We start from the raw sequence: 23,050 nt of genomic DNA on the forward strand, positions 1-23,050 counted from the left end.
GATAACAACAAATAAAAGTGTAATAGCTTTACGAGGAGAAAGTGTTTGAATCCGATGAATTGAGAAAATTGAGAAGTGAGTTTAGTTGAGCTAAAAGAACAAGCAATTTTAGAAAATGAGGAAGGAAGCGAGCGCTTGTCTCGAAGTAAAGTAAGTTTCTTAGCGCCGGTGGTAGCAGATTTACGTTCCGCTAGAGAAAGAGTTATACCTTAACGAATAGAAAGTTAAAGTATTGAGTTACTTTACTTAGTTAAATCGCTTGTCTACACTGTAATTAAAGGAGTGCTAAGAATGATAATTAGAGCTTTAGAAGAAACAGACTTACAATTTGTACATCATTTAAATAACGAATATACGATTATGTCTTATTGGTTTGAAGAACCGTATGAATCATTAAGTGAGTTAAAAACGTTATATCAAAAGCATATTTTAGATGAATCAGAGAGAAGATTCATTATTGAAGATGATCACACGTCTATCGGTGTTGTAGAATTAGTGGAAATTAACTTTGTACATAGAAATTGTGAAATTCAAATTATTATAGATTCACAATTTGGAAATAAAGGGTATGCTAAAAAAGCATTTAAAATGGCAGTTGATTACGCCTTTTTAGTCTTGAACCTGAATAAAGTTTATTTATATGTGGATGTGAATAATGAAAAAGCAGTGCACATATATAAAAAAGCAGGTTTCATTATAGAAGGTGAATTAAAAGAACATTTTTATACTCAAGGAAAGTATAAAGATTGTTATGTCATGGGACTATTGAAAGCAAAGTGGATTGAGCAACGCGATGGCAATGATGATTTATCGTAAGTGCACTAAATAATTAGAAAGTGTGTATAATATGGAACTTCCAATTTTTCATAAATTATCTCAATTGGTAAATGAAAATGCTATTTCTTTACATGTACCTGGTCACAAAAATGGAACAATCGGTAATGTAAAAAATTTGGACTTTAAGATGGATATGACTGAAATTACGGGACTTGATGATTTGCATCACCCAGAAGATATCATATTAAAAAGTATGCAACATATTCATAAGCAACCGGATTATGACGCATATTTCTTAATTAACGGAACAACCTCAGGAATTTTATCAGTGATACAGTCATTTTCAAAATTAAAAGGGAATTATTTGATTAGTCGTAATGTGCACAAATCAGTCTTTCATGGATTGGACATTGTACAGCAACCTGCTGATATAATAGCAATGACTAAGAGTAATAATAGTAGTCAATATTTAGGTCCGGACACACAAAGTATGACATTTAATAATCAGAAGTTAGCTATTGTAACCTATCCAAACTATTATGGTGAATGCTTTGATATCAAAGCATTTGTAGATAGAGCACATCGTGAAGCGATACCAGTATTAGTTGATGAGGCACATGGTGCACATTTTAATTTAAAAAACTTTCCAAAATCTGCACTTGAAAGTGGCGCGGATTATGTTGTGCAGTCTTATCACAAGACATTGCCCGCACTCACGATGGGATCTATATTGTTTATTCATAAAGATGCGCCATTGAAAGATGAAATAGTGCGATATCTAGGATACTATCAGACTTCTAGTCCTTCATATTTAGTGATGGCCAGTCTTGAGCTAGCACATCAATTTTATGTTGATTACGATAGTACGCTATTTTTTGAGAAAAGAAAGCAACTTATTGATACGCTAAATATGATTGGATTAACTACTATTTGTGTAAGTGATCCTTTAAAATTATTAATTCAGTATCAAGGGTATTCTGGATTTGAAATACAAACATGGTTTGAACAAATGGGTATATACATTGAATTAGCTGACGACAAGCAAGTTTTATTTGTATTGCCGTTATGGCATGAGGACGATAAGTATCCATTTGAAACACTATTAAACAAAATCACTAAAATCAATCTACCATGTCCTTTGTCAACTAAACAATCAACATCAATACATATACCGTTAGATGAAGGTACATACTTCCCACAAGATAGTGGTAACGTAACATGGGTTGATATTGATCAATCGATAGGTAAGATATTAGCAATGCACATCATACCATATCCGCCGGGTATCCCTGTTTATTTAAAAGGGGAAAGAATAACCCAAAATATGATAAAATTAATGCGAGAATATCTTCAAAAAGGCGATAGAGTTGAAGGTATAAGACAAGAAAAAATATTAGTTAAGGATGAATAAAATGTCGGCGTTTATAACATTCGAGGGTCCTGAAGGTTCAGGTAAGACAACTGTATTGCAACGTGTGTCTGAAAAGTTAGCTCAGGATTATCAGTTGATTGCTACTAGAGAACCTGGAGGAGTACCAACTGGTGAAGAAATACGTAAGGTAGTATTAGAAGGGGAAAATATGGACATACGTACAGAAGCAATGTTGTTTGCTGCTTCTAGAAGAGAACACCTAGTAGAAAAAGTTGTGCCCGCGTTAAATGATAATAAAATTGTCTTATGTGATAGATATATTGATAGTTCTCTTGCATATCAAGGTTATGCAAGGGGTATAGGTATTGAAGAAGTGAAGCAATTAAATGATTTTGCAATAAATGGTCTTTATCCAAATTTAACCATTTATTTAGATATTACGGCAGAAGTCGGTAGAGATAGAATACTTAAAAATCAACGAGATCAAAATCGGCTTGATAAAGAAGATATTGCATTTCACGAGAAGGTGATTGAAGGATATCGACAAATCATTCAAGAAACACCTCAGCGTTTTGCAGTGGTAGATGCGACACGTAATATTGATGATGTAGTCAATGAAACTTATGAGATAATCTTAAATTTTTTAAAATAATTATGATATAATAACAAGAAGAGGTGTTTTAAAATGAAAATGATTATAGCGATCGTTCAAGATCAGGATAGTCAAGAACTTTCAGACCAACTCGTGAAAAATAACTTTAGAGCTACAAAATTAGCAACTACTGGTGGATTTTTAAGAGCAGGTAACACTACTTTCTTATGTGGTGTAGATGACGACCGTGTAGATGATATTTTATCAGTCATTGATCATACTTGCGGTAATAGAGATCAACTTGTTTCACCAATGACACCAATGGGAGGTAGTGCAGATTCTTACATACCATATCCTGTTGAAGTGGAAGTAGGTGGCGCTACAGTATTTGTAATGCCAGTCGAATCATTCCATAGATTTTAACATTTAAAAGTAATGAATAATGAAATTAAGACACCTTAGATGAATAAACAATATTCGAGGTTGGGACGTTATGGCTTATGCTCTGGAACACTGATAGACGGTGTTTGAAGGCAGATTTAGCAAACTTTTTTGCAACATGTTAAGTTGTAGAGAAACTCGATTCGACAAAATTTGAAATATAATTTTGCTAATCGGTAAGTTTGCATAAATTCTAAATGCTTTGGTCCTAACCTCTTTTATATTATAAAGTTGAATAAGGAGTAAGCAAGCATGGATGAACAACAAAAATTAGCGAATGCGTATCATTCAAATAAACTATCGCATGCCTACCTTTTTGAAGGTGATGATGCACAATCAATGAAGCATGTAGCGATGGAATTTGCAAAACTTATTCTATGTAATGGGAATCAGCAATGTGAAATGAAAGTTGAAACCTTCAACCAACCAGACTTCATGTATGTATCTTCTGAAGAAAATTCAATTAAGAAAGAGCAAATTGAGCAATTGGTACATCGTATGAATCAACTTCCTATTGAAGGAACACATAAAGTTTATATCATTGAAGATTTTGAAAAGCTTACTGTTCAAGGGGAAAATAGTATATTAAAGTTTTTAGAAGAACCACCTGAGAATACGATAGCCATTTTGTTATCAACGAAGCCAGAACAAATCTTAGATACAATTCATTCACGTTGTCAGCATGTTTATTTTAAACCAAGTGATAAACAAGACTTTATAGATAGATTAGTTGATGAAGATATTAATAGAGCTGTAGCTGAAATGCTAAGCACCTATACTACGCAACTAGAAACTGCAATAGATTTAAATGAAGAACATGATTTAGTTACACTTAGGAAAGTGATTTTACATTGGTGTGACTTATTATTAACGAATAGACCTATGGCATTAATTGGAATAATAGATTTATTAAAAAATGCGAAAAATCGTAAGTTACAATTACTAACGCTAGCAGCCGTTAACGCGTTTTTTGAGGATATTATGCATGCCAAAATAGGAATTGAACGAGATTTTACATACACAGATTTAAAAGGTAATATAGAAAAATATGCGAATCAGTTATCGCTAAACCAAGTTATAACAATGTACGACCAAATTACAGAAGCGCACAAAAAATTAATGCAAAATGTTAATCCGACGCTTGTATTTGAACAAATAGTAATCAAAGGTGTGAGTTAGAATGCCAAATATCGTAGGTGTACAATTTCAGAAAGCAGGGAAATTGGAATATTATGCGCCTAATGATTTAGACGTAAATGTAGATGATTGGGTTGTTGTCGAATCTAAAAGAGGCATTGAAATTGGAAGTGTAAAGTTTCCACCTAAAGATGTTGAAGATGGTGATGTCACATTACCTTTAAAAGAAATTATACGCGTTGCTACAGAGCAAGATATCGAAACGTATTATCAAAATGATGAAGATGCCACTAATGCATTACAATTATGTAAAGACTTAGTTAAAGAACAGGAACTGGATATGCGATTAGTTAATTGTGAATATACATTAGATAAATCAAAAGTAATTTTTAATTTTACAGCAGATGATCGTATTGATTTTCGTAAACTCGTAAAACATTTAGCACAAAATTTAAAGACACGTATCGAATTAAGACAAATCGGTGTTCGAGATGAAGCCAAATTACTAGGTGGTATCGGTCCATGTGGTCGTTCACTATGTTGTGCCACATTTTTAGGGGATTTTGAACCGGTTTCAATTAAAATGGCTAAAGATCAAAATCTGTCATTAAATCCTACTAAAATTTCTGGTGCTTGTGGTCGATTGATGTGTTGTTTAAAATATGAAAATGATTTTTATGAAGAGGCAAGAGCACAGTTGCCTGATTTAGGGGATAAAATTGTGACACCTGAAGGCAAAGGACAAGTCATTGGGTTAAATATTCTAGATATTTCAATGCAAGTTAAAATCGATGGTTTAGAACAGCCGTTAGAATATAAAATGGAAGAATTAGAAGCTTTTAATTAAGGAGGCACGTTACTTTTGAATCGCAATGACTTATTTGAAAAAATTGTAAAACTTGAAAGTAATGTTAATCAATTAAATCAGGAAATGAGTGAACTGAAAGCATTATCTATCCAACTTATTGAAGAAAATGTTGCCTTACAAGTTGAAAATGATAATTTAAAATCATTGATGGCTAAGAGTGAACAAGATGTTGAAGATGTCAAAGTTACCAATCGTATTGAAAAAGACAACAAGCCAATGAGTAAGGAAAGAGATAATAAAAGTTCAATTAAACATGTTAAGAAACCATTGCCAAGTAAGGATAACTTAGCAGTATTATATAGCGAAGGATTTCATATTTGTAATGGAGAATTATTTGGTAAACACCGATATGGTGAGGATTGTTTACTATGTATGAATGTATTAAATAGTTAGACCATTGGTCAGTTGATATTGCCAGTGGATTGACAGTACGTCGCAAATGTAAAGTGAAATTGATTAAAGCGTACGCTAATGATTAGAGATGGATTTCAACACTTTGAAATATAACGATGTGTTGTAAAGACATCTCTTTTTTAGGAGAAAAAAGATTATGTTAAAAGCTAATGAGCGTATTGATGACTTATTTAAAGAAAATTTGAAAATTATACAAAATGACGATGTTTTTTCATTTTCAACAGATGCTTTATTGTTAGGGCATTTTACCGAAGTGAGGAAGAATGACAAAATATTAGACCTTTGCGCGGGAAATGGTGTGATTGCACTCTTGTTATCAGCTAAAGGATCGCAAACAATTGAGAGTATCGAGATACAAGAACAATTGGCTGATATGGCTCGTCGTAGCTTCGAATATAACGATTTAACGAATCGATTATTAATGCATCACATGGATTTAAAAGATGTGTACCAAAACTTTAAACCATCTCAATATACGTTAGTCACGTGTAATCCTCCTTATTTTAAAAGCAATCAACGTCATCAACATCAAAAAGAGGCGCATAAGATTGCGAGACATGAGATTATGTGTACATTAGAGGATTGTATGTTGGCTGCGCGTCATTTATTAAAGCAAGGTGGTCGACTTATGATGGTTCATCGAGCTGAAAGGTTAATGGATGTCTTAACTGAGATGCGCAAAGCCACTATTGAACCGAAACGAGTGGTTTTTATTTATAGTAAAATTGATAAATCGGCTGTTACGATTGTAGTAGAGGGACGCAAAAACGGTAACCAGGGATTAACCATTGCACCACCATTTTACATCTATAACAATCAGGGTGACTACACTGATGAAATGAAAGAGGTGTATTATGGCTAAACATTATGTTTATATAGTTAAATGCAAAGATAATTCATTATATACGGGTTATACTACCAATGTAGAGGCACGTATTGCGACGCATAATGCAGGAAAAGGGGCTAAATATACTAAAACAAGACGTCCGGTAGTGTTAGTTTATCAAGAAATGTTTAGTTCAAAATCAGAAGCAATGCGAAGAGAGTATGAAATTAAAACATATAGCAGACAACAAAAATTAAAAATGATTGAGGAGCGTTAAATATGGCGACATTATATTTAGTGGGAACGCCTATAGGAAATCTAGGTGATATTACATTTCGTGCAATTGAAACTTTAAATAATGCTGATTTTATAGCTTGTGAAGATACACGAGTGACCAAAAAGCTTTGCAATCATTATGATATTCAAACACCGCTCAAATCATATCATGAACATAATAAGTCACAGCAAACTGAGTATTTAATTGACTTGTTAAATGAAGGTTACAATATCGCTTTAGTGTCAGATGCAGGTTTACCTTTAATAAGCGATCCGGGTTATGAGTTGGTCGTTGCAGCCCACAGTTATGACATTCATGTAGAAACCGTGCCTGGTCCTAATGCAGGTTTAACTGCACTAATGGCAAGTGGCCTACCATCCTATACGTATACATTTTTAGGCTTTTTACCTAGAAAAGAAAAAGATAAAGTAGCAGTATTGCAGGAACGAATGTTTCAAGATAGCACATTAATTATTTATGAGTCACCATTCCGTGTTGTTGAAACGTTAAAAGCCATTTCCAAAGTTGATGATACTAGACGTGTTGCAGTGGGTCGTGAATTAACTAAAAAGTTTGAACAAATTGTGATGCAAGAAGTTGGGCACTTAATAAATGCATTTCAAAACGATGAAATTATGCAAAAAGGTGAATTTGTAATCTTGATTGAGGGCGCTAAGCCTCTTGAAACTGAACAATGGTTTCAATCACTTACCATTTCAGAGCATGTCGAACACTATATATCAGAACAAAATATTAAACCTAAAAAGGCGATTAAGTTAGTCGCAGAAGACCGTCATATGAAGACTGGAGAAGTTTATGACATATATCATGATGTCAATCAATGATGTGGCAATGAAACGTTGATTAATTAAATATTTTTCTGAGAAAATGGGCAATGAAAATCTTATGAAATACCCCATAAATTAATGAATTTATGGTAATGTTAATAGGATACGACATTAGAAAATTGATATGAGTTATAATAAGAAATAACTTAATATAAAAGGATATCGTGATGCGTTTAAGTATCAAAATCCATAATGAACAAAATAACACGTATATATTATTATTTTGTAAACGATGAGGAGGACTATTGATGGCGAAAGAAACATTTTATATTACAACCCCAATTTATTATCCGAGTGGTAATTTGCATATCGGTCATGCATATTCAACAGTAGCTGGTGATGTGATTTCACGTTATAAACGTATGCAAGGCTATGATGTTCGTTACTTAACTGGTACAGATGAACATGGCCAAAAAATTCAAGAAAAAGCTCAAAAAGCAGGTAAAACTGAATTAGAATATTTAGATGAAATGATTAGTGGTATTAAAAGTCTTTGGAGTAAGTTAGAAATCTCTAATGATGACTTTATTCGTACTACAGAAGATCGTCATAAACAAGTAGTAGAAAAAGTTTTTGAGCGTCTTTTAAAACAAGGTGATATTTACCTTGGTGAGTATGAAGGGTGGTATTCAGTACCAGATGAAACATATTACACTGAATCGCAATTAGTAGATCCAATATATGAAAATGGCAAAATCGTTGGCGGAAAAAGCCCAGATTCAGGTCATGAGGTTGAGTTAGTTAAAGAGGAAAGCTATTTCTTTAATATTAATAAATACACAGATAGATTATTAGAATTTTATGATGCTAATCCAGATTTCATTCAACCGCCTTCAAGAAAAAATGAAATGATTAACAACTTTATTAAACCTGGTTTAGAAGATTTAGCTGTTTCACGTACATCATTTGACTGGGGCGTCAGAGTGCCATCCAATCCTAAACACGTTGTATACGTATGGATTGATGCGTTAGTAAACTATATTTCTGCATTAGGATACTTATCAGATGATGATGAATTATTCAAGAAATATTGGCCAGCAGATGTGCATTTAATGGCTAAGGAAATTGTACGTTTCCACTCAATTATTTGGCCAATTTTATTAATGGCGTTAGACTTACCGCTTCCTAAAAAAGTATTTGCACATGGTTGGATTCTGATGAAAGACGGTAAAATGAGTAAATCTAAAGGTAATGTGGTAGATCCTAACGTATTAATTGACCGCTATGGTCTTGATGCAACACGCTATTATTTAATGCGCGAACTACCATTTGGCTCTGATGGAGTATTCACTCCTGAAGCTTTTGTAGAGCGTACTAACTATGATTTAGCAAATGACTTAGGTAACTTAGTAAATCGTACAATCTCTATGATTAATAAGTATTTCCAAGGTGAACTGCCTGCATATGAAGGTCCTAAACATGAACTGGACGAAGATATGGAAGCATTAGCACATGAAACTGTGAAACATTTCAATGAAAGTATGGAAAGTTTCCAATTCTCTGTAGCTTTATCTACTGTATGGAAGTTTATTAGTCGTACGAATAAATATATCGATGAGACTACACCATGGGTATTAGCTAAGGATGATAGTCAAAAAGATATGCTTGGTAATGTCATGGCACATTTAGTTGAAAATATTCGATATGCTGCAGTATTACTACGTCCATTCTTAACACATGCGCCTAAAGAAATTTTCAAACAACTGAATATTAATGAACCTGAATTATTTGAATTAGAAAGTCTTGAACAATATGGTGCATTAAAACAACCGATTATGGTAACTGAGAAGCCAACACCAATCTTCCCACGTTTAGACACTGAAGCGGAAATTGCATATATTAAAGAATCAATGCAACCTCCAAAGTCTGAAGAATCTAAAGATGAAGTGGAAGAGCCAAGTAAAGCGCAAATTGATATTAAAGATTTTGATAAAGTTGAAATTAAAGCAGCAACAATTACTGATGCTGAAAACGTTCCAAAGTCTGATAAATTGTTAAAAATTCAAATTGTCTTAGGTTCAGAGCAACGTCAAATTGTTTCTGGAATCGCTAAGTTTTATCGTCCAGAAGATATTATCGGAAAAAAAGTTGCAGTGGTCACTAACTTAAAACCTGCTAAATTAATGGGTCAAAAGTCAGAAGGCATGATTTTATCAGCTGAAAAAGATGGTGTCTTAACATTAGTTAGTTTACCAAGTGCAATTCCAAATGGTGCAGTTATTAAATAGTAATAAATTGTAAAATTAGGAGAGATAAAATGTTAATCGATACACATGTCCATTTAAATGATGAACAATATGCGGAAGATTTAACTGAAGTCATTTCTCGTGCGAGAGAAGCAGGCGTTGATCGCATGTTTGTCGTTGGTTTTGATACACCGACAATCGAACGTGCTATGGAACTGATTGATCAATATGATTTTATTTATGGAATTATAGGTTGGCATCCTGTTGATGCGATTGATTTTACAGATGAACGTTTACAATGGATTGAAGAGTTATCAAAGCATCCTAAAGTTATTGGTATTGGAGAAATGGGCTTAGATTATCATTGGGATAAATCTCCAGCTGAAGTTCAAAAAGACGTATTTAGAAAGCAAATTACTCTCGCTAAAAGAGTGGGCTTGCCTATCATTATTCATAATCGCGAAGCTACGCAAGATTGTGTAGATATCTTAATGGAAGAACATGCTGAAGAAGTAGGCGGAATTATGCATAGTTTCAGTGGTTCTCCTGAAATTGCAGATGTAGTTATTAATAAGCTGAACTTCCATATTTCTTTAGGTGGTCCAGTTACATTTAAGAATGCTAAGCAACCTAAAGAAGTCGCAAAACATGTACCTATGGATAGATTGTTAGTTGAAACAGATGCGCCTTATCTTTCACCTCATCCATATAGAGGTAAACGTAATGAACCAGAACGTGTGACTTTAGTTGCTGAACAAATTGCAGAATTACGTGGTATGTCATACGAAGATGTATGTCATCAAACTACGGAAAATGCTGAACGTTTATTTAAATTAAAATAATAATATATGTCTGAGAAAGATGTTAAACCGTGTCTGTCATGGTATGATTTTATAAACATGACACACGACATCTTTCTCATTTTTTATGTGATAAGTAGTTATAATATATGTGAAATGAATTTGAAAGGTAAGGATTTTTTATTATGAAAATCAATGAATTTATCGTAGTAGAAGGTAGAGATGACACAGAACGAGTAAAGTCGGCTGTTGAATGTGATACGATTGAAACAAATGGGAGTGCTATCAATAAAGAGACTTTAGCAGTCATCCAAAATGCACAAGAAACAAGAGGTGTTATCGTATTAACTGATCCTGACTTTCCCGGTGATAAAATACGTCACACGATTACAGAACACGTTTCAGGTGTTAAACATGCATATTTAGATAGAGAAAAGGCTAAAAATAAGCGTGGTAAAATCGGTGTTGAACATGCGCATCCAAAAGATATTAGAGACGCATTAATGCACGTCAGTTCTCCTTTTGAAGAAGCGGAAGAATCAATCGACAAAAGTGTTCTCATAGACTTAGGATTAATAATTGGTAAAGACGCACGTCGTAAAAGAGAAATACTAGGTCGTAAATTACACATCGGACATTCAAATGGCAAGCAACTGCTTAAGAAACTCAATGCATTTGGTTATACTGAATCGGATGTGCGCGAAGCATTATCTATGGAAAAGGAGAGTGAATAAAAGGTGGAGAGAAAAGATATTGCGACACCTTCTAGAACTAAGGCATTGTTAGATCAGTTTGGATTTAACTTTAAAAAAAGTTTAGGACAAAATTTCTTAGTAGATGTGAATATCATTCATAAAATTATAGATGCAAGTGAAATTGACGACAACACAGGTATTATTGAAGTTGGTCCCGGTATGGGTTCTTTAACAGAGCAATTAGCCAAAAGAGCTAAAAAGGTGATGTCATTTGAAATTGATCAACGACTTATACCTGTACTAAAAGAAACGCTAGCGCCATATGACAACGTAACGATAATTAACGAAGATATATTGAAAGCAGACATTGGTAAAGCGGTTAAAACATATTTGAATGATTGTGACAAAATCATGGTCGTAGCTAATTTACCATATTATATTACAACACCAATTTTATTGAATTTAATGCAACAAGATATTCCGATTGATGGTTATGTTGTTATGATGCAAAAAGAGGTTGGTGAACGTTTAAATGCCCAAGTAGGAACAAAGGCTTATGGTTCATTATCTATTGTTACACAGTACTATACAGAAACAAGTAAAGTGTTAACGGTTCCTAAAACAGTTTTCATGCCACCACCTAATGTAGATTCTATTGTTGTTAAATTAATGCAAAGAGAGACGCCACTCGTCAGCGTGGATGACGAAGAAACTTTCTTTAAATTAGCTAAAGCAGCTTTTGCGCAAAGACGTAAAACAATTAACAACAATTATCAGAATTTCTTTAAAGATGGAAAAAAGCATAGAAAAAGTATATTAAAATGGCTTGAACAAACAGGTATTGATCCTAAAAGACGTGGGGAAACGCTATCAATACAAGATTTTGCACGATTGTATGAAGAAAAGAAAAATTTCCCAGAATTAGAAAATTAAATTGTTGACAAAGCGCTACTACATTGATAAAATTTAAATTTTATTTGACATAACCTTGTAAAATATGGTATTATGTAACTTGTAGCGAGGTGGAGCAATATGCCAAAATCAATTTTGGACATCAAAAATTCTATTGATTGTCATTTAGGAAATCGTATTGTACTAAAAGCCAACGGTGGTCGTAAAAAAACAATCGAACGTTGCGGTGTTTTAAAAGAAACGTATCCTTCAGTATTCGTTGTTGAATTAGACCAAGATAAGCATAATTTTGAAAGAGTTTCGTATACATATACGGATGTTCTTACAGAGAACGTACAAGTTTCATTTGAAGAAGATAATCATCAAGAAGTAGTTGCACACTAATTTAGACATAAATATAGAGTGGTTTAGTGTATTACAACTCTATAAATTAAAATGTATTGGGTGTTGGGCTTATTAAGTTCAACACTCTTTTTTGTAGAAGATTAAGATATGCGTCGAACGTGAGACAGTGAATGCTTCTATCTTACTTCCAATCATTTTACTTAAAAATAATATAGTTTCATTAGAAAACGTATATTAGTAGATTAAATTGATTGTTTTATTAAGATTTTACATAAATTTGTCATGTATCTATCAAATATTTTAAGTCTTTATGTTAAAATCATCTTATTACTATAGATGAAGAGAGGGCGGAAAAATGATATATGAAACGGCACCAGCCAAGATAAATTTGACGCTCGATACACTTTTCAAAAGAGATGATGGATATCATGAAATTGCAATGATTATGACGACAGTTGATCTGAACGATCGATTATCTTTCCAAAAAAGAAAAGATAAAAAAATCGTTGTTGATATTGAACATAACTATGTTCCAAATGATCATAAAAATTTGGCTTATCGTGCAGCACAATTGATGTTGGAAACCTATGATTTAAATGAAGGTGTCACCATTACTATAGATAAAGATATCCCCGTTTCTGCCGGTTTAGCAGGAGGATCAGCTGATGCAGCTGCTACGTTGCGTGGTATTAATCGTCTGTTTAATTTGGATAAATCTTTGCATGAACTAAGTGATTTGGGAATACAAATTGGAACAGACATTCCGTTTTGCATCTATAACAGAACTGCTGTATGCAAAGGTAGAGGTGAAAAGATACGCTTTTTAAAAAAGCCACCTTCAGCTTGGGTAGTTTTAGCGAAACCTAATTTAGGTATATCATCCGCGGATGTATTCAAGGCGTTAGATTTGGATGATGCACATCATGTAGATACAGAAATGTGCGAGAAGGCGATTGTTGAAGGTGATTATAAACAGTTATGTGAAAGCTTATCGAATCGTCTAGAACCAGTATCAATGTCAATGCATCCTGAAATTGAAAAAATAAAAAATAATATGTTGCAATGTGGTGCAGATGGCGCATTAATGAGTGGTAGTGGTCCAACCGTATATGGGCTTGCTCAAAAAGAAAGCCAAGCGAAAAAGATATATAATGCTGTTAATGGCTGCTGTAATGAAGTGTATTTAGTAAGATTATTAGGATAGAAGGGTTGAACAACAAATGAGGTATAAAAGAAGTGAACGTATCGTCTTTATGACACAGTATTTAATGAATCATCCAAATCAGTTAATACCTTTAACTTTTTTTGTGAAAAAATTTAAACAAGCGAAGTCTTCAATTAGTGAAGATGTTCAAATTATTAAGAATACCTTCCAAAAAGAAAAACTAGGTACAGTTATTACGACTGCAGGTGCTAGTGGTGGTGTAACTTACAAACCAATGATGAGTAAAGAAGAGGCTTCGGAAATTGTTGAAGAAGTTATTGAACTACTTCAAGAAAAAGAACGATTATTACCTGGTGGATATCTTTTCTTATCAGATTTAGTAGGTAACCCTTCTTTACTTAATAAAGTTGGTAAATTAATTGCTAGCATTTATATGGAAGAAGATCTTGATGCGGTTGTAACAATCGCTACAAAAGGGATATCGCTTGCTAATGCGGTAGCTAACGTATTAAATTTACCTGTAGTAGTAATTAGAAAAGACAATAAAGTTACTGAGGGATCTACTGTATCGATTAACTACGTGTCTGGCTCTTCACGTAAGATCGAAACAATGGTGCTTTCTAAACGTACATTAGCTGAAAATTCTAATGTACTTGTCGTGGATGATTTTATGAGAGCAGGAGGTTCAATCAACGGTGTCATGAATCTTATGAATGAGTTTAAGGCACAAGTTAAAGGGGTATCTGTACTTGTAGAATCAAAAGAAGTTAAACAAAGATTGATTGAGGATTATACTTCTTTAGTTAAATTATCTGATGTTGATGAATACAATCAGGAATTTAAAGTAGAACCTGGCAATAGTTTGTCTAAATTTTCTTAAAAGGAGTTTATTACATCATGAAAACAATTAACACTAAAAAAGCACCAGAAGCTTTAGGACCATACTCACACGCTATGGTTGTGAATAATTTAGTATTCACATCTGGACAAATCCCATTAGATACTGAAGGGAATATTGTCAGTGATGATGTGAAAGAGCAAACAAAACAAGTGCTAGACAATTTGTCTGTCGTACTTGAAGAAGCTGGTTCGGATTTAAACTCAGTTGTGAAAGCAACCATTTTTATCTCCGACATGAATGAATTTCAACAAATAAATGAAGTCTATGGTAGTTATTTCAGTGAACATCAACCAGCGCGTAGTTGTGTTGAAGTTGCAAGATTACCTAAAGACGTTAAAGTTGAAATTGAAGTTGTAGGTAAAGTAAAAGGAATATAATTTCCTTGATTAAAGAATTGTCAAGCTTCTAACAAACAAAGATATATATATACTAGGGGGGCTCACTACATGAAAGTGACAGATGTTAGACTTAGAAAAATAGAAACAGATGGCAGAATGAAAGCACTTGTTTCAATTACATTAGACGAAGCTTTTGTAATTCACGATTTACGTGTAATTGAAGGGAACTCAGGTCTTTTCGTTGCCATGCCAAGTAAACGTACACCAGATGGTGAATTCCGTGATATCGCGCATCCAATCAACTCTGATATGAGACAAGAAATTCAAGATGCCGTTATGAAAGTATATGACGAAACAGATGAAGTTATTCCAGATAAAAATGCTTCATCAGAAGATTCAGACGAAGCTTAAATAAATCATACATTATGGCAGGTTCAGCATTTAAATTTGTTGAACCTGCTTTTTAAATATCAAGTGCGGTATAAAGCGTTTTACTAGTGAATACATATTTTGAAAAATTTAAATAGACTAAATTATAAAACCTTCTAAATCTTGAAACTCGAACTTGAGTTAAATTATAATAAATTAGAAGTGTAAAATTTATTGGAGGGTTACCACTCATGCAAAGAAATGCAGTAATATTAGCAGCTGGAAAAGGTACTAGAATGAAATCAAATAAATATAAAGTGCTACATAAAGTTGCTGGAAAATCAATGGTAGAACATGTGTTAACAAATGTTAAGAATGCTGGTGTTAACCAAATCGTGACAATTGTAGGTCATGGTGCTGATGACGTTAAAGAAACATTGGGGAACCAATCGTTATATAGCTATCAAGAAGAACAATTAGGAACAGCACATGCTGTAAAGATGGCTAACGAACATTTGAAAGAAGTGGAAGGTACAACTTTAGTTGTTTGTGGAGACACACCGCTCATTACAGCTCATACGTTACAAAAGTTAATTGAGCATCATGAAAGTACTCATGCGCAAGCGACAGTATTATCAGCAACTGCTCAGATTCCGTTTGGTTATGGGCGAATTGTTCGCGATGAACAACGTAGACTACAACGTATTGTTGAAGAAAAAGACGCGTCAGAAGCACAAAAAGCATTAACGGAAATTAGTTCTGGAATTTTTGCGTTCGATAATCGTGTTCTTTTCTCTAAATTAGAAGAAGTTAAAAATGATAATGCTCAAGGTGAATACTACTTGCCAGATGTGATCAGCTTAATCTTAGCTGATAATGGCGTCGCTGAAGTTTATCACACAGACGATTTTAATGAAATTATGGGTGTAAATGATCGTGTCATGTTAAGTAATGCGGAAAAGGCGTTGCAACAACGTATTAACATTGAGCATATGAGAAATGGTGTAACTATTATCGACCCTACAACTACATTTATTGGACCAGATGTCAAAATAGGTATGGATACAATTATTGAACCTGGTGTACGTATTAATGGTGAAACAGAAATAGGAGAAGAAGCTGTCATCGGTCAATACTCTGAAATCAACAATAGTCATATTGGCTCAAAAGTTGACATTAAACAATCAGTTATTAATGATTCAATCGTTGGTGATAAAACAAAAGTTGGACCATTCGCGCAACTAAGACCTGGTTCAAACTTAGGTTCAGATGTAAAAGTGGGTAACTTTGTCGAAGTGAAAAAAGCAGATCTTAAAGATGGGGCTAAAGTATCTCACTTAAGTTATATTGGAGATGCTGAAATCGGTGAACGTACAAACATTGGTTGTGGTTCAATCACAGTAAATTATGATGGTGTTAATAAATTTAAAACGGTTGTAGGTAAAGATGCATTTATTGGATGTAATACTAACTTAGTGGCACCTGTAACTGTTGGTGACGGTGTGTTAATCGCTGCAGGTTCAACAATTACCGACAACGTCCCTAATGAAAGTTTAGCCCTTGCGCGTGCCCGTCAAATCACAAAAGAAGGATATCTTAAAAAATAATTTTTGATAAAATTTGGTATCTCTTTTCCACAATTTTTTGTTGAACATAGTAAAAGCGATTAATTTTTTATATAATGAAAGTGTCTAAGTTAAAAATTGGAGGACTATAAATGTTAAATAATGAATACAAAAATTCATCTTTAAAGATTTTCTCTTTAAAAGGAAATGAGCCATTAGCACAAGAGGTAGCTGATCGAGTAGGGATTGAATTAGGGAAATGTTCTGTTAAACGCTTTAGCGATGGAGAAATTCAAATCAATATTGAAGAAAGTATTCGTGGATGTGATGTTTTCATTATCCAACCAACTTCAAATCCGGTTAATTTACACTTGATGGAGTTATTGATCATGATTGATGCTTGTAAGCGTGCATCAGCAGCTAATATCAATATTGTGGTTCCATATTATGGCTATGCACGTCAAGATAGAAAAGCACGTAGCCGTGAACCTATTACAGCTAAGTTAGTAGCTAACTTAATTGAAACAGCTGGTGCTAATCGCATGATTGCATTAGATTTACATGCACCACAAATTCAAGGATTCTTTGATATTCCAATTGACCATTTAATGGGTGTACCAATCATTGGTCAACATTTTGAGAATGACCCTAACATTGACCCAGAAGAATGTGTCGTAGTATCACCGGACCACGGTGGCGTTACACGCGCACGTAAACTTGCTGACATTTTAAAAACTCCGATTGCAATTATTGATAAACGACGTCCTAAACCAAACGTAGCAGAAGTAATGAATATTGTTGGTGAAATTGAAGGACGCACTGCGATTATTATTGATGACATTATCGATACAGCAGGAACAATCACTTTAGCTGCACAAGCTTTAAAAGATAAAGGTGCTAAAGATGTGTATGCTTGTTGTACACACCCAGTTTTATCAGGTCCTGCTAAGGAGCGTATCGAGAAATCAGCAATTAAAGAATTAATCGTTACAAATTCAATCTTATTAGATGACACACGTAAACCGTCAAACACTAAAGAATTATCAGTAGCTGGATTACTTGCTCAAGCAATTATTCGAGTATATGAACGTGAATCAGTAAGTGTATTATTTGACTAAAGTTTACAATTGCGTTTGACTTATACATTTCAACCGTGTATAATACATTCGTTCGTGGTTTTACGAACTAATAAACACTTGCAAGCAACTTATAAAGTTGATGGGTAAGTGAAGGGAAGTCCAGAACTTTATATTCTCACGATAATAAGTATCTAGACTTGAAAATGAAAGGTGGAAATACGAATGGCTTCATTAAAGTCAATCATCCGTCAAGGTAAACAAACACGTTCTGACCTTAAAAAATTACGTAATACAGGTAAAGTACCTGCAGTAGTTTATGGTTATGGTACTAAAAATACTTCAGTTAAAGTTGATGAAGTTGAATTCATCAAAGTTATCCGTGAAGTAGGACGTAACGGTGTTATCGATTTAGGCGTTGGTTCTAAATCAATCAAAGTTATGGTGTCAGATTATCAATTTGATCCACTTAAAAACCAAATTACACACATCGACTTCTTAGCAATCAACATGACTGAAGAACGTACTGTTGATGTACCAGTTCAATTAGTAGGTGAAGCTGCTGGTGCTAAAGAAGGTGGCGTAGTTGAACAACCATTATTCGACTTACAAGTTACAGCAACTCCAGAAAATATCCCTGAATCAATTGAAGTTGACATTACTGAATTAGAAGTTAATGACAGCTACTCAGTTTCAGATATTAAAGTTTCTGGCGATTTCACAATTGAAAATGACCCAGAAGAATCTGTTGTAACAGTAGTTCCTCCAACTGATGAACCTACTGAAGAAGAAGTTGAAGCTATGGAAGGTGAAGCAGCAACTGAAGAACCTGAAGTAGTTGGTGAAGAAAAAGAAGAAGATAGCGAAGAAGAAAATAAAGACGAAGAATAATTCGTTGATTGTTATCTTTATGGGAGTGGAACATGAATTCTTAATGAATTCTGTTCTACTCCCTTTTTGTGTTATTATAGGGAATGTTATAAAATAATGAATAATTGATATATGCACAATTCTATTCAGTTAGTCGTTATAAATGAATCACAATGGAGGTAACATCGTATGAAATGTATTGTGGGTCTTGGGAATATAGGCAAGCGATTTGAGTTAACAAGACACAATATCGGTTTTGAAGTCATTGATTACATTTTGAAGAAACATAATTTCTCATTAGATAAACAAAAATTTAAAGGTGCTTATACTATTGAACGTTTAAATGGTGACAAGGTTCTATTTATTGAACCAATGACTATGATGAATCTGTCTGGTGAAGCAGTAGGGCCATTAATGGATTACTATAATGTTGAAGTGGAAGATTTAATCGTCTTGTATGATGATTTAGATTTATCTCAAGGTCAAATCCGCTTGCGCCAAAAAGGTAGTGCTGGAGGACATAATGGTATGAAGTCTATCATTAAACATTTAGGTACAGATCAATTTAAACGAATTCGTATTGGCGTAGGGAGACCAACGAATGGTATGTCAGTACCTGATTATGTATTACAGAAATTTTCAAAAGAAGAGATGATTACTATGGATAAAGTGATTGAACATTCAGCACATGCTGTGGAAGCTTTTATTGAAAGTTCACGCTTCGACCATGTAATGAATCAATATAATGGAGAAGTCAATTGAGATCTATCATTTCAGACTATATTCAAAATGATAAACGTTTCCAGGAACTCGATGATGTATTCGGTCATCAAAACATTCTTGTAACTGGTCTCTCTCCCTCTGCGAAAGCTACGATTATCGCTGAAAAGTATCTAAAAGATCAAAAACAAATGTTGTTAATCACTAACAACTTATATCAAGCAGATAAATTAGAAACTGATATTTTACAATATGTCGATCATTCTGAAGTTTATAAATATCCTGTACAAGATATTATGACTGAAGAATTTTCAACGCAAAGCCCTCAACTTATGAGTGAACGTGTAAGAACACTGACTGCCTTAGCTCATAATAAGAAAGGGTTATTTATCGTTCCTTTGAACGGATTGAAAAAGTGGCTCACACCGTTTGAACTTTGGAAAGATCATCAAATTACGATTAGAGTAGGCGAGGATATAGATGTCGATGAATTCTTAAATAAATTAGTGAATATGGGATATCGTCGCGAGAGTGTTGTATCACATATCGGCGAGTTCTCATTGCGTGGAGGTATTATCGATATTCACCCTCTCATAGGTCAACCTGTTCGAATAGAATTGTTTGATACAGAAGTTGATTCAATTCGTGACTTCGATGTTGAGACGCAACGTTCAAATGACAATATTGAAGAAGTTTCAATCACAACAGCAAGTGATTACATTATTACAGATGATGTCATTCAACATTTACAATCAGAATTGAAAACCGCATATGAAACAACACGACCAAAAATTGACAAGTCTGTTCGTAATGATTTGAAAGAGACATATGAAAGTTTTAAGTTATTTGAAACAACGTTTTTTGATCATCAATTATTACGTCGCTTGGTGGCATTTATGTACGAGCAACCTTCAACGCTTATTGACTATTTTGCAAAAGACGCCATCATTGTAGCTGACGAATATAACCGTATTAAAGAAACTGAAAAGACGCTAACAACTGAAGTGGACGATTTCATTCAGAACTTAATAGAAAGTGGAAACGGATTTATCGGTCAATCATTTATGCAATTTGATGGTTTTGAGTCGTTATTGAAGGATTATCCAGTGACGTACTTCACTTTGTTTACGTCCACTATGCCTGTTCAGTTACAACATATTATTAAGTTTTCTTGTAAACCAGTACAACAGTTTTATGTGCAATACGATATTATGCGTTCTGAATTCCAACGCTATGTACACAACGACTATCATATCGTGGTGTTAGTAGAAACTGAAACGAAAGTTGAACGAATTCAATCGATGTTGAATGAGATGCATATACCAACTGTTACTAATGTTCACAATGACATTAAATCTGGCCAAGTCGTTGTTACAGAAGGCAGTCTTTCAGAAGGTTTCGAATTACCTTATATGCAACTTGTTGTTATAACTGAGAGAGAATTGTTCAAAACAAAACAAAAGAAACAGCGTAAACGTACTAAAACTTTATCTAATGCTGAAAAAATCAAGTCATATCAAGACCTTAATGTCGGTGACTACGTCGTACATGTACATCATGGGGTAGGGCGTTATCTTGGTGTTGAAACTTTAGAAGTTGGAGATGTTCACCGAGATTATATTAAATTGCAATATAAAGGCACAGACCAACTCTTTGTACCAGTCGATCAAATGGATCAAGTTCAAAAATATGTTGCTTCAGAAGATAAGTCGCCTAAATTAAATAAACTTGGTGGCTCAGAATGGAAGAAAACAAAAGCTAAAGTTCAACAAAGTGTCGAAGATATTGCTGATGAATTAATCGCATTATATAAAGAACGTGAAATGTCGGTAGGTTATCAATACGGTGAAGATACCGCTGAGCAAAGTGCATTTGAAATGGACTTCCCATATGAATTAACGCCTGACCAAGCGAAATCGATAGACGAAATTAAAGGTGATATGGAACGCGAGCGACCAATGGATCGTCTATTATGTGGTGACGTAGGTTATGGTAAAACAGAAGTTGCTGTTAGAGCAGCTTTTAAAGCAGTAATGGAAGGGAAACAAGTTGCATTTCTTGTACCTACAACGATTTTAGCGCAACAACATTATGAAACGTTAATTGAACGAATGCAGGATTTTCCGGTACAAATTGAATTGATTAGTCGATTCCGTTCAACTAAAGAAGTCAAAGAAACTAAAGAAGGTCTTAAATCAGGATACGTTGATATTGTTGTTGGAACACATAAATTGTTAGGCAAAGATATTCATTATAAAGATTTAGGATTATTAATAGTCGATGAAGAACAACGTTTTGGTGTACGTCATAAAGAACGTATTAAGACAATGAAGACGAATGTAGACGTACTGACGTTAACTGCAACGCCTATTCCTAGAACATTACACATGAGTATGCTAGGTGTACGGGATTTATCAGTCATTGAGACACCTCCAGAAAATCGTTTCCCTGTACAAACTTATGTGTTAGAACAAAATAATAATTTTATTAAAGAAGCTTTAGAACGAGAATTATCACGTGATGGACAGGTATTCTATTTATACAACAGAGTTCAATCCATTTATGAAAAACGTGAACAATTACAGATGTTAATGCCGGATGCTAATATTGCCGTTGCACATGGTCAGATGACAGAACGTGATCTTGAAGAAACAATGCTAAGCTTTATTAATGGCGAATTTGATATTTTAGTGACTACAACGATTATTGAGACAGGTGTAGATGTACCTAATGCGAATACTCTAATCATTGAAGAAGCAGATCGCTTTGGATTAAGCCAATTGTATCAATTGCGCGGTCGTGTAGGACGCTCAAGTCGAATTGGCTATGCATACTTCTTACATTCTGCGAATAAAGTGCTAACTGAAACTGCAGAAGAAAGATTACAAGCTATTAAAGAATTTACTGAATTGGGTTCAGGATTCAAAATTGCCATGCGTGATTTAAATATTCGTGGTGCCGGAAACTTACTAGGTAAACAACAACACGGCTTTATTGATTCGGTTGGCTTTGACTTGTATTCACAAATGTTAGAAGAAGCGGTTAATGAAAAACGTGGTATTAAAGAAGAACCAGATGCACCAGAAGTAGAAATGGAACTCAACTTAGATGCCTATTTACCTGCAGAATACATTCAAAATGAGCAAGCAAAAATTGAAATTTATAAAAAACTACGTAAAGTCGAAACAGAAGAACAATTATTTGATATTAAAGATGAATTGATAGATCGATTCAATGATTATCCAGTTGAAGTTGAACGTTTACTTGAAATGGTTGAAATTAAAATACATGCGCTACATGCAGGGGTAACTTTAATTAAAGATAAAGGTAAGCAAATTGAAGTGTCATTATCAGTGAAATCAACAGGACAAATGAACGGTGAAGAACTGTTTAAACAAACACAACCTTTAGGACGTGCAATGAAACTAGGTGTTAAAGAAAATCGCATGCATGTAACACTTACCAAGTCTAAGCAATGGTTAGATAACTTGAAATTCCTTGTGAGATGTCTTGAAGGAAGTATGGTTATTGAAGATGAAAACTAAAAGCATATCAG

The 23,050-nt window shown here is 33.9% G+C and carries 25 protein-coding genes; all 25 read left to right on the forward strand.

Going from position 1 to position 23,050, the window contains the following annotated elements; all coding sequences use genetic code 11:
* The first annotated feature begins 75 nt into the window (after positions 1–75).
* The 25 genes from HMPREF3265_RS12710 (at position 76) to mfd (ending at position 23,039) form a co-directional block, all read left to right on the forward strand.
* Positions 76–213 (forward strand): hypothetical protein, encoded by a 138-nt coding sequence (locus HMPREF3265_RS12710; RefSeq protein ID WP_154391941.1) that lies wholly within the window; start codon positions 76–78, stop codon positions 211–213.
* A gap of 78 nt (positions 214–291) precedes the next feature.
* Positions 292–816 (forward strand): GNAT family N-acetyltransferase, encoded by a 525-nt coding sequence (locus HMPREF3265_RS11760; protein WP_070442680.1) that lies wholly within the window; start codon positions 292–294, stop codon positions 814–816.
* A gap of 31 nt (positions 817–847) precedes the next feature.
* Entirely contained in the window at positions 848–2,188 is a 1,341-nt protein-coding gene (locus HMPREF3265_RS11765; RefSeq protein WP_070631786.1) for an aminotransferase class I/II-fold pyridoxal phosphate-dependent enzyme, read from the forward strand.
* Between the two features lies 1 nt (position 2,189).
* Positions 2,190–2,801, forward strand: a complete 612-nt coding sequence (gene tmk, locus HMPREF3265_RS11770; RefSeq protein WP_037552627.1) for a dTMP kinase — start codon at positions 2,190–2,192, stop codon at positions 2,799–2,801.
* 33 nt (positions 2,802–2,834) lie between these two features.
* Positions 2,835–3,164 (forward strand): cyclic-di-AMP receptor, encoded by a 330-nt coding sequence (locus HMPREF3265_RS11775; protein ID WP_011276778.1) that lies wholly within the window; start codon positions 2,835–2,837, stop codon positions 3,162–3,164.
* 270 nt (positions 3,165–3,434) lie between these two features.
* Positions 3,435–4,361, forward strand: a complete 927-nt coding sequence (locus HMPREF3265_RS11780; RefSeq protein ID WP_048668044.1) for a DNA polymerase III subunit delta' C-terminal domain-containing protein — start codon at positions 3,435–3,437, stop codon at positions 4,359–4,361.
* Position 4,362: 1 nt separating this feature from the next.
* Positions 4,363–5,166, forward strand: coding sequence for a PSP1 domain-containing protein (locus HMPREF3265_RS11785; protein WP_070631783.1), 804 nt, complete (start codon positions 4,363–4,365; stop codon positions 5,164–5,166).
* Between the two features lie 15 nt (positions 5,167–5,181).
* Positions 5,182–5,580: a DNA replication initiation control protein YabA gene (yabA, locus tag HMPREF3265_RS11790; protein ID WP_053023635.1), complete on the forward strand. Its 399-nt coding sequence runs from the start codon at positions 5,182–5,184 to the stop codon at positions 5,578–5,580.
* Positions 5,581–5,737: 157 nt separating this feature from the next.
* Complete coding sequence (locus HMPREF3265_RS11795) at positions 5,738–6,463, forward strand: tRNA1(Val) (adenine(37)-N6)-methyltransferase (protein WP_070582032.1); 726 nt, start codon at positions 5,738–5,740, stop codon at positions 6,461–6,463.
* On the forward strand, positions 6,456–6,704 hold the full coding sequence (locus tag HMPREF3265_RS11800; protein WP_037536987.1) for a GIY-YIG nuclease family protein: 249 nt from the start codon (positions 6,456–6,458) through the stop codon (positions 6,702–6,704). Before HMPREF3265_RS11795 ends, HMPREF3265_RS11800 begins: the two co-directional genes overlap by 8 nt.
* A gap of 2 nt (positions 6,705–6,706) precedes the next feature.
* Positions 6,707–7,549 (forward strand): 16S rRNA (cytidine(1402)-2'-O)-methyltransferase, encoded by an 843-nt coding sequence (gene rsmI, locus HMPREF3265_RS11805; protein ID WP_070631780.1) that lies wholly within the window; start codon positions 6,707–6,709, stop codon positions 7,547–7,549.
* Positions 7,550–7,800: 251 nt separating this feature from the next.
* Positions 7,801–9,780, forward strand: coding sequence for a methionine--tRNA ligase (gene metG, locus HMPREF3265_RS11810; RefSeq protein ID WP_070861737.1), 1,980 nt, complete (start codon positions 7,801–7,803; stop codon positions 9,778–9,780).
* A 29-nt stretch (positions 9,781–9,809) separates the two neighbouring features.
* Complete coding sequence (locus HMPREF3265_RS11815) at positions 9,810–10,580, forward strand: TatD family hydrolase (protein WP_037552637.1); 771 nt, start codon at positions 9,810–9,812, stop codon at positions 10,578–10,580.
* Between the two features lie 143 nt (positions 10,581–10,723).
* A complete protein-coding gene (rnmV, locus tag HMPREF3265_RS11820) occupies positions 10,724–11,272 on the forward strand; it encodes a ribonuclease M5 (protein ID WP_011276769.1) in 549 nt (182 codons plus the stop codon).
* Between the two features lie 3 nt (positions 11,273–11,275).
* Positions 11,276–12,166 carry a 16S rRNA (adenine(1518)-N(6)/adenine(1519)-N(6))-dimethyltransferase RsmA gene (gene rsmA, locus HMPREF3265_RS11825; protein WP_070442668.1) on the forward strand — a complete coding sequence of 297 codons (891 nt, stop codon included), beginning with the start codon at positions 11,276–11,278 and terminating at the stop codon, positions 12,164–12,166.
* Positions 12,167–12,265: 99 nt separating this feature from the next.
* Positions 12,266–12,529: a biofilm formation stimulator Veg gene (veg, locus tag HMPREF3265_RS11830; protein WP_011276767.1), complete on the forward strand. Its 264-nt coding sequence runs from the start codon at positions 12,266–12,268 to the stop codon at positions 12,527–12,529.
* A 316-nt stretch (positions 12,530–12,845) separates the two neighbouring features.
* On the forward strand, positions 12,846–13,694 hold the full coding sequence (ispE, locus tag HMPREF3265_RS11835; protein ID WP_053015912.1) for a 4-(cytidine 5'-diphospho)-2-C-methyl-D-erythritol kinase: 849 nt from the start codon (positions 12,846–12,848) through the stop codon (positions 13,692–13,694).
* A 16-nt stretch (positions 13,695–13,710) separates the two neighbouring features.
* Positions 13,711–14,535, forward strand: coding sequence for a pur operon repressor (gene purR / locus HMPREF3265_RS11840; RefSeq protein WP_011276765.1), 825 nt, complete (start codon positions 13,711–13,713; stop codon positions 14,533–14,535).
* A gap of 17 nt (positions 14,536–14,552) precedes the next feature.
* The gene (locus tag HMPREF3265_RS11845) at positions 14,553–14,933 is read left to right on the forward strand and encodes a RidA family protein (RefSeq protein ID WP_037552555.1); all 381 of its coding nucleotides are present in this window, start codon (positions 14,553–14,555) and stop codon (positions 14,931–14,933) included.
* 69 nt (positions 14,934–15,002) lie between these two features.
* Positions 15,003–15,305, forward strand: coding sequence for a septation regulator SpoVG (gene spoVG, locus HMPREF3265_RS11850; RefSeq protein WP_037552552.1), 303 nt, complete (start codon positions 15,003–15,005; stop codon positions 15,303–15,305).
* Positions 15,306–15,514: 209 nt separating this feature from the next.
* Entirely contained in the window at positions 15,515–16,870 is a 1,356-nt protein-coding gene (gene glmU / locus HMPREF3265_RS11855) for a bifunctional UDP-N-acetylglucosamine diphosphorylase/glucosamine-1-phosphate N-acetyltransferase GlmU (RefSeq protein WP_070678642.1), read from the forward strand.
* A gap of 110 nt (positions 16,871–16,980) precedes the next feature.
* Entirely contained in the window at positions 16,981–17,946 is a 966-nt protein-coding gene (locus HMPREF3265_RS11860; protein ID WP_070861738.1) for a ribose-phosphate diphosphokinase, read from the forward strand.
* 183 nt (positions 17,947–18,129) lie between these two features.
* On the forward strand, positions 18,130–18,795 hold the full coding sequence (locus HMPREF3265_RS11865) for a 50S ribosomal protein L25/general stress protein Ctc (protein ID WP_053036584.1): 666 nt from the start codon (positions 18,130–18,132) through the stop codon (positions 18,793–18,795).
* A gap of 168 nt (positions 18,796–18,963) precedes the next feature.
* Positions 18,964–19,536, forward strand: coding sequence for an aminoacyl-tRNA hydrolase (gene pth, locus HMPREF3265_RS11870; RefSeq protein WP_011276759.1), 573 nt, complete (start codon positions 18,964–18,966; stop codon positions 19,534–19,536).
* A complete protein-coding gene (mfd, locus tag HMPREF3265_RS11875; protein WP_070861739.1) occupies positions 19,533–23,039 on the forward strand; it encodes a transcription-repair coupling factor in 3,507 nt (1,168 codons plus the stop codon). The genes pth and mfd overlap by 4 nt, the downstream gene beginning before the upstream one ends.
* The last annotated feature ends 11 nt before the right edge of the window (positions 23,040–23,050 follow it).

The organism is Staphylococcus sp. HMSC62B09 (assembly GCF_001839115.1).
GTDB lineage: Bacteria > Bacillota > Bacilli > Staphylococcales > Staphylococcaceae > Staphylococcus > Staphylococcus haemolyticus.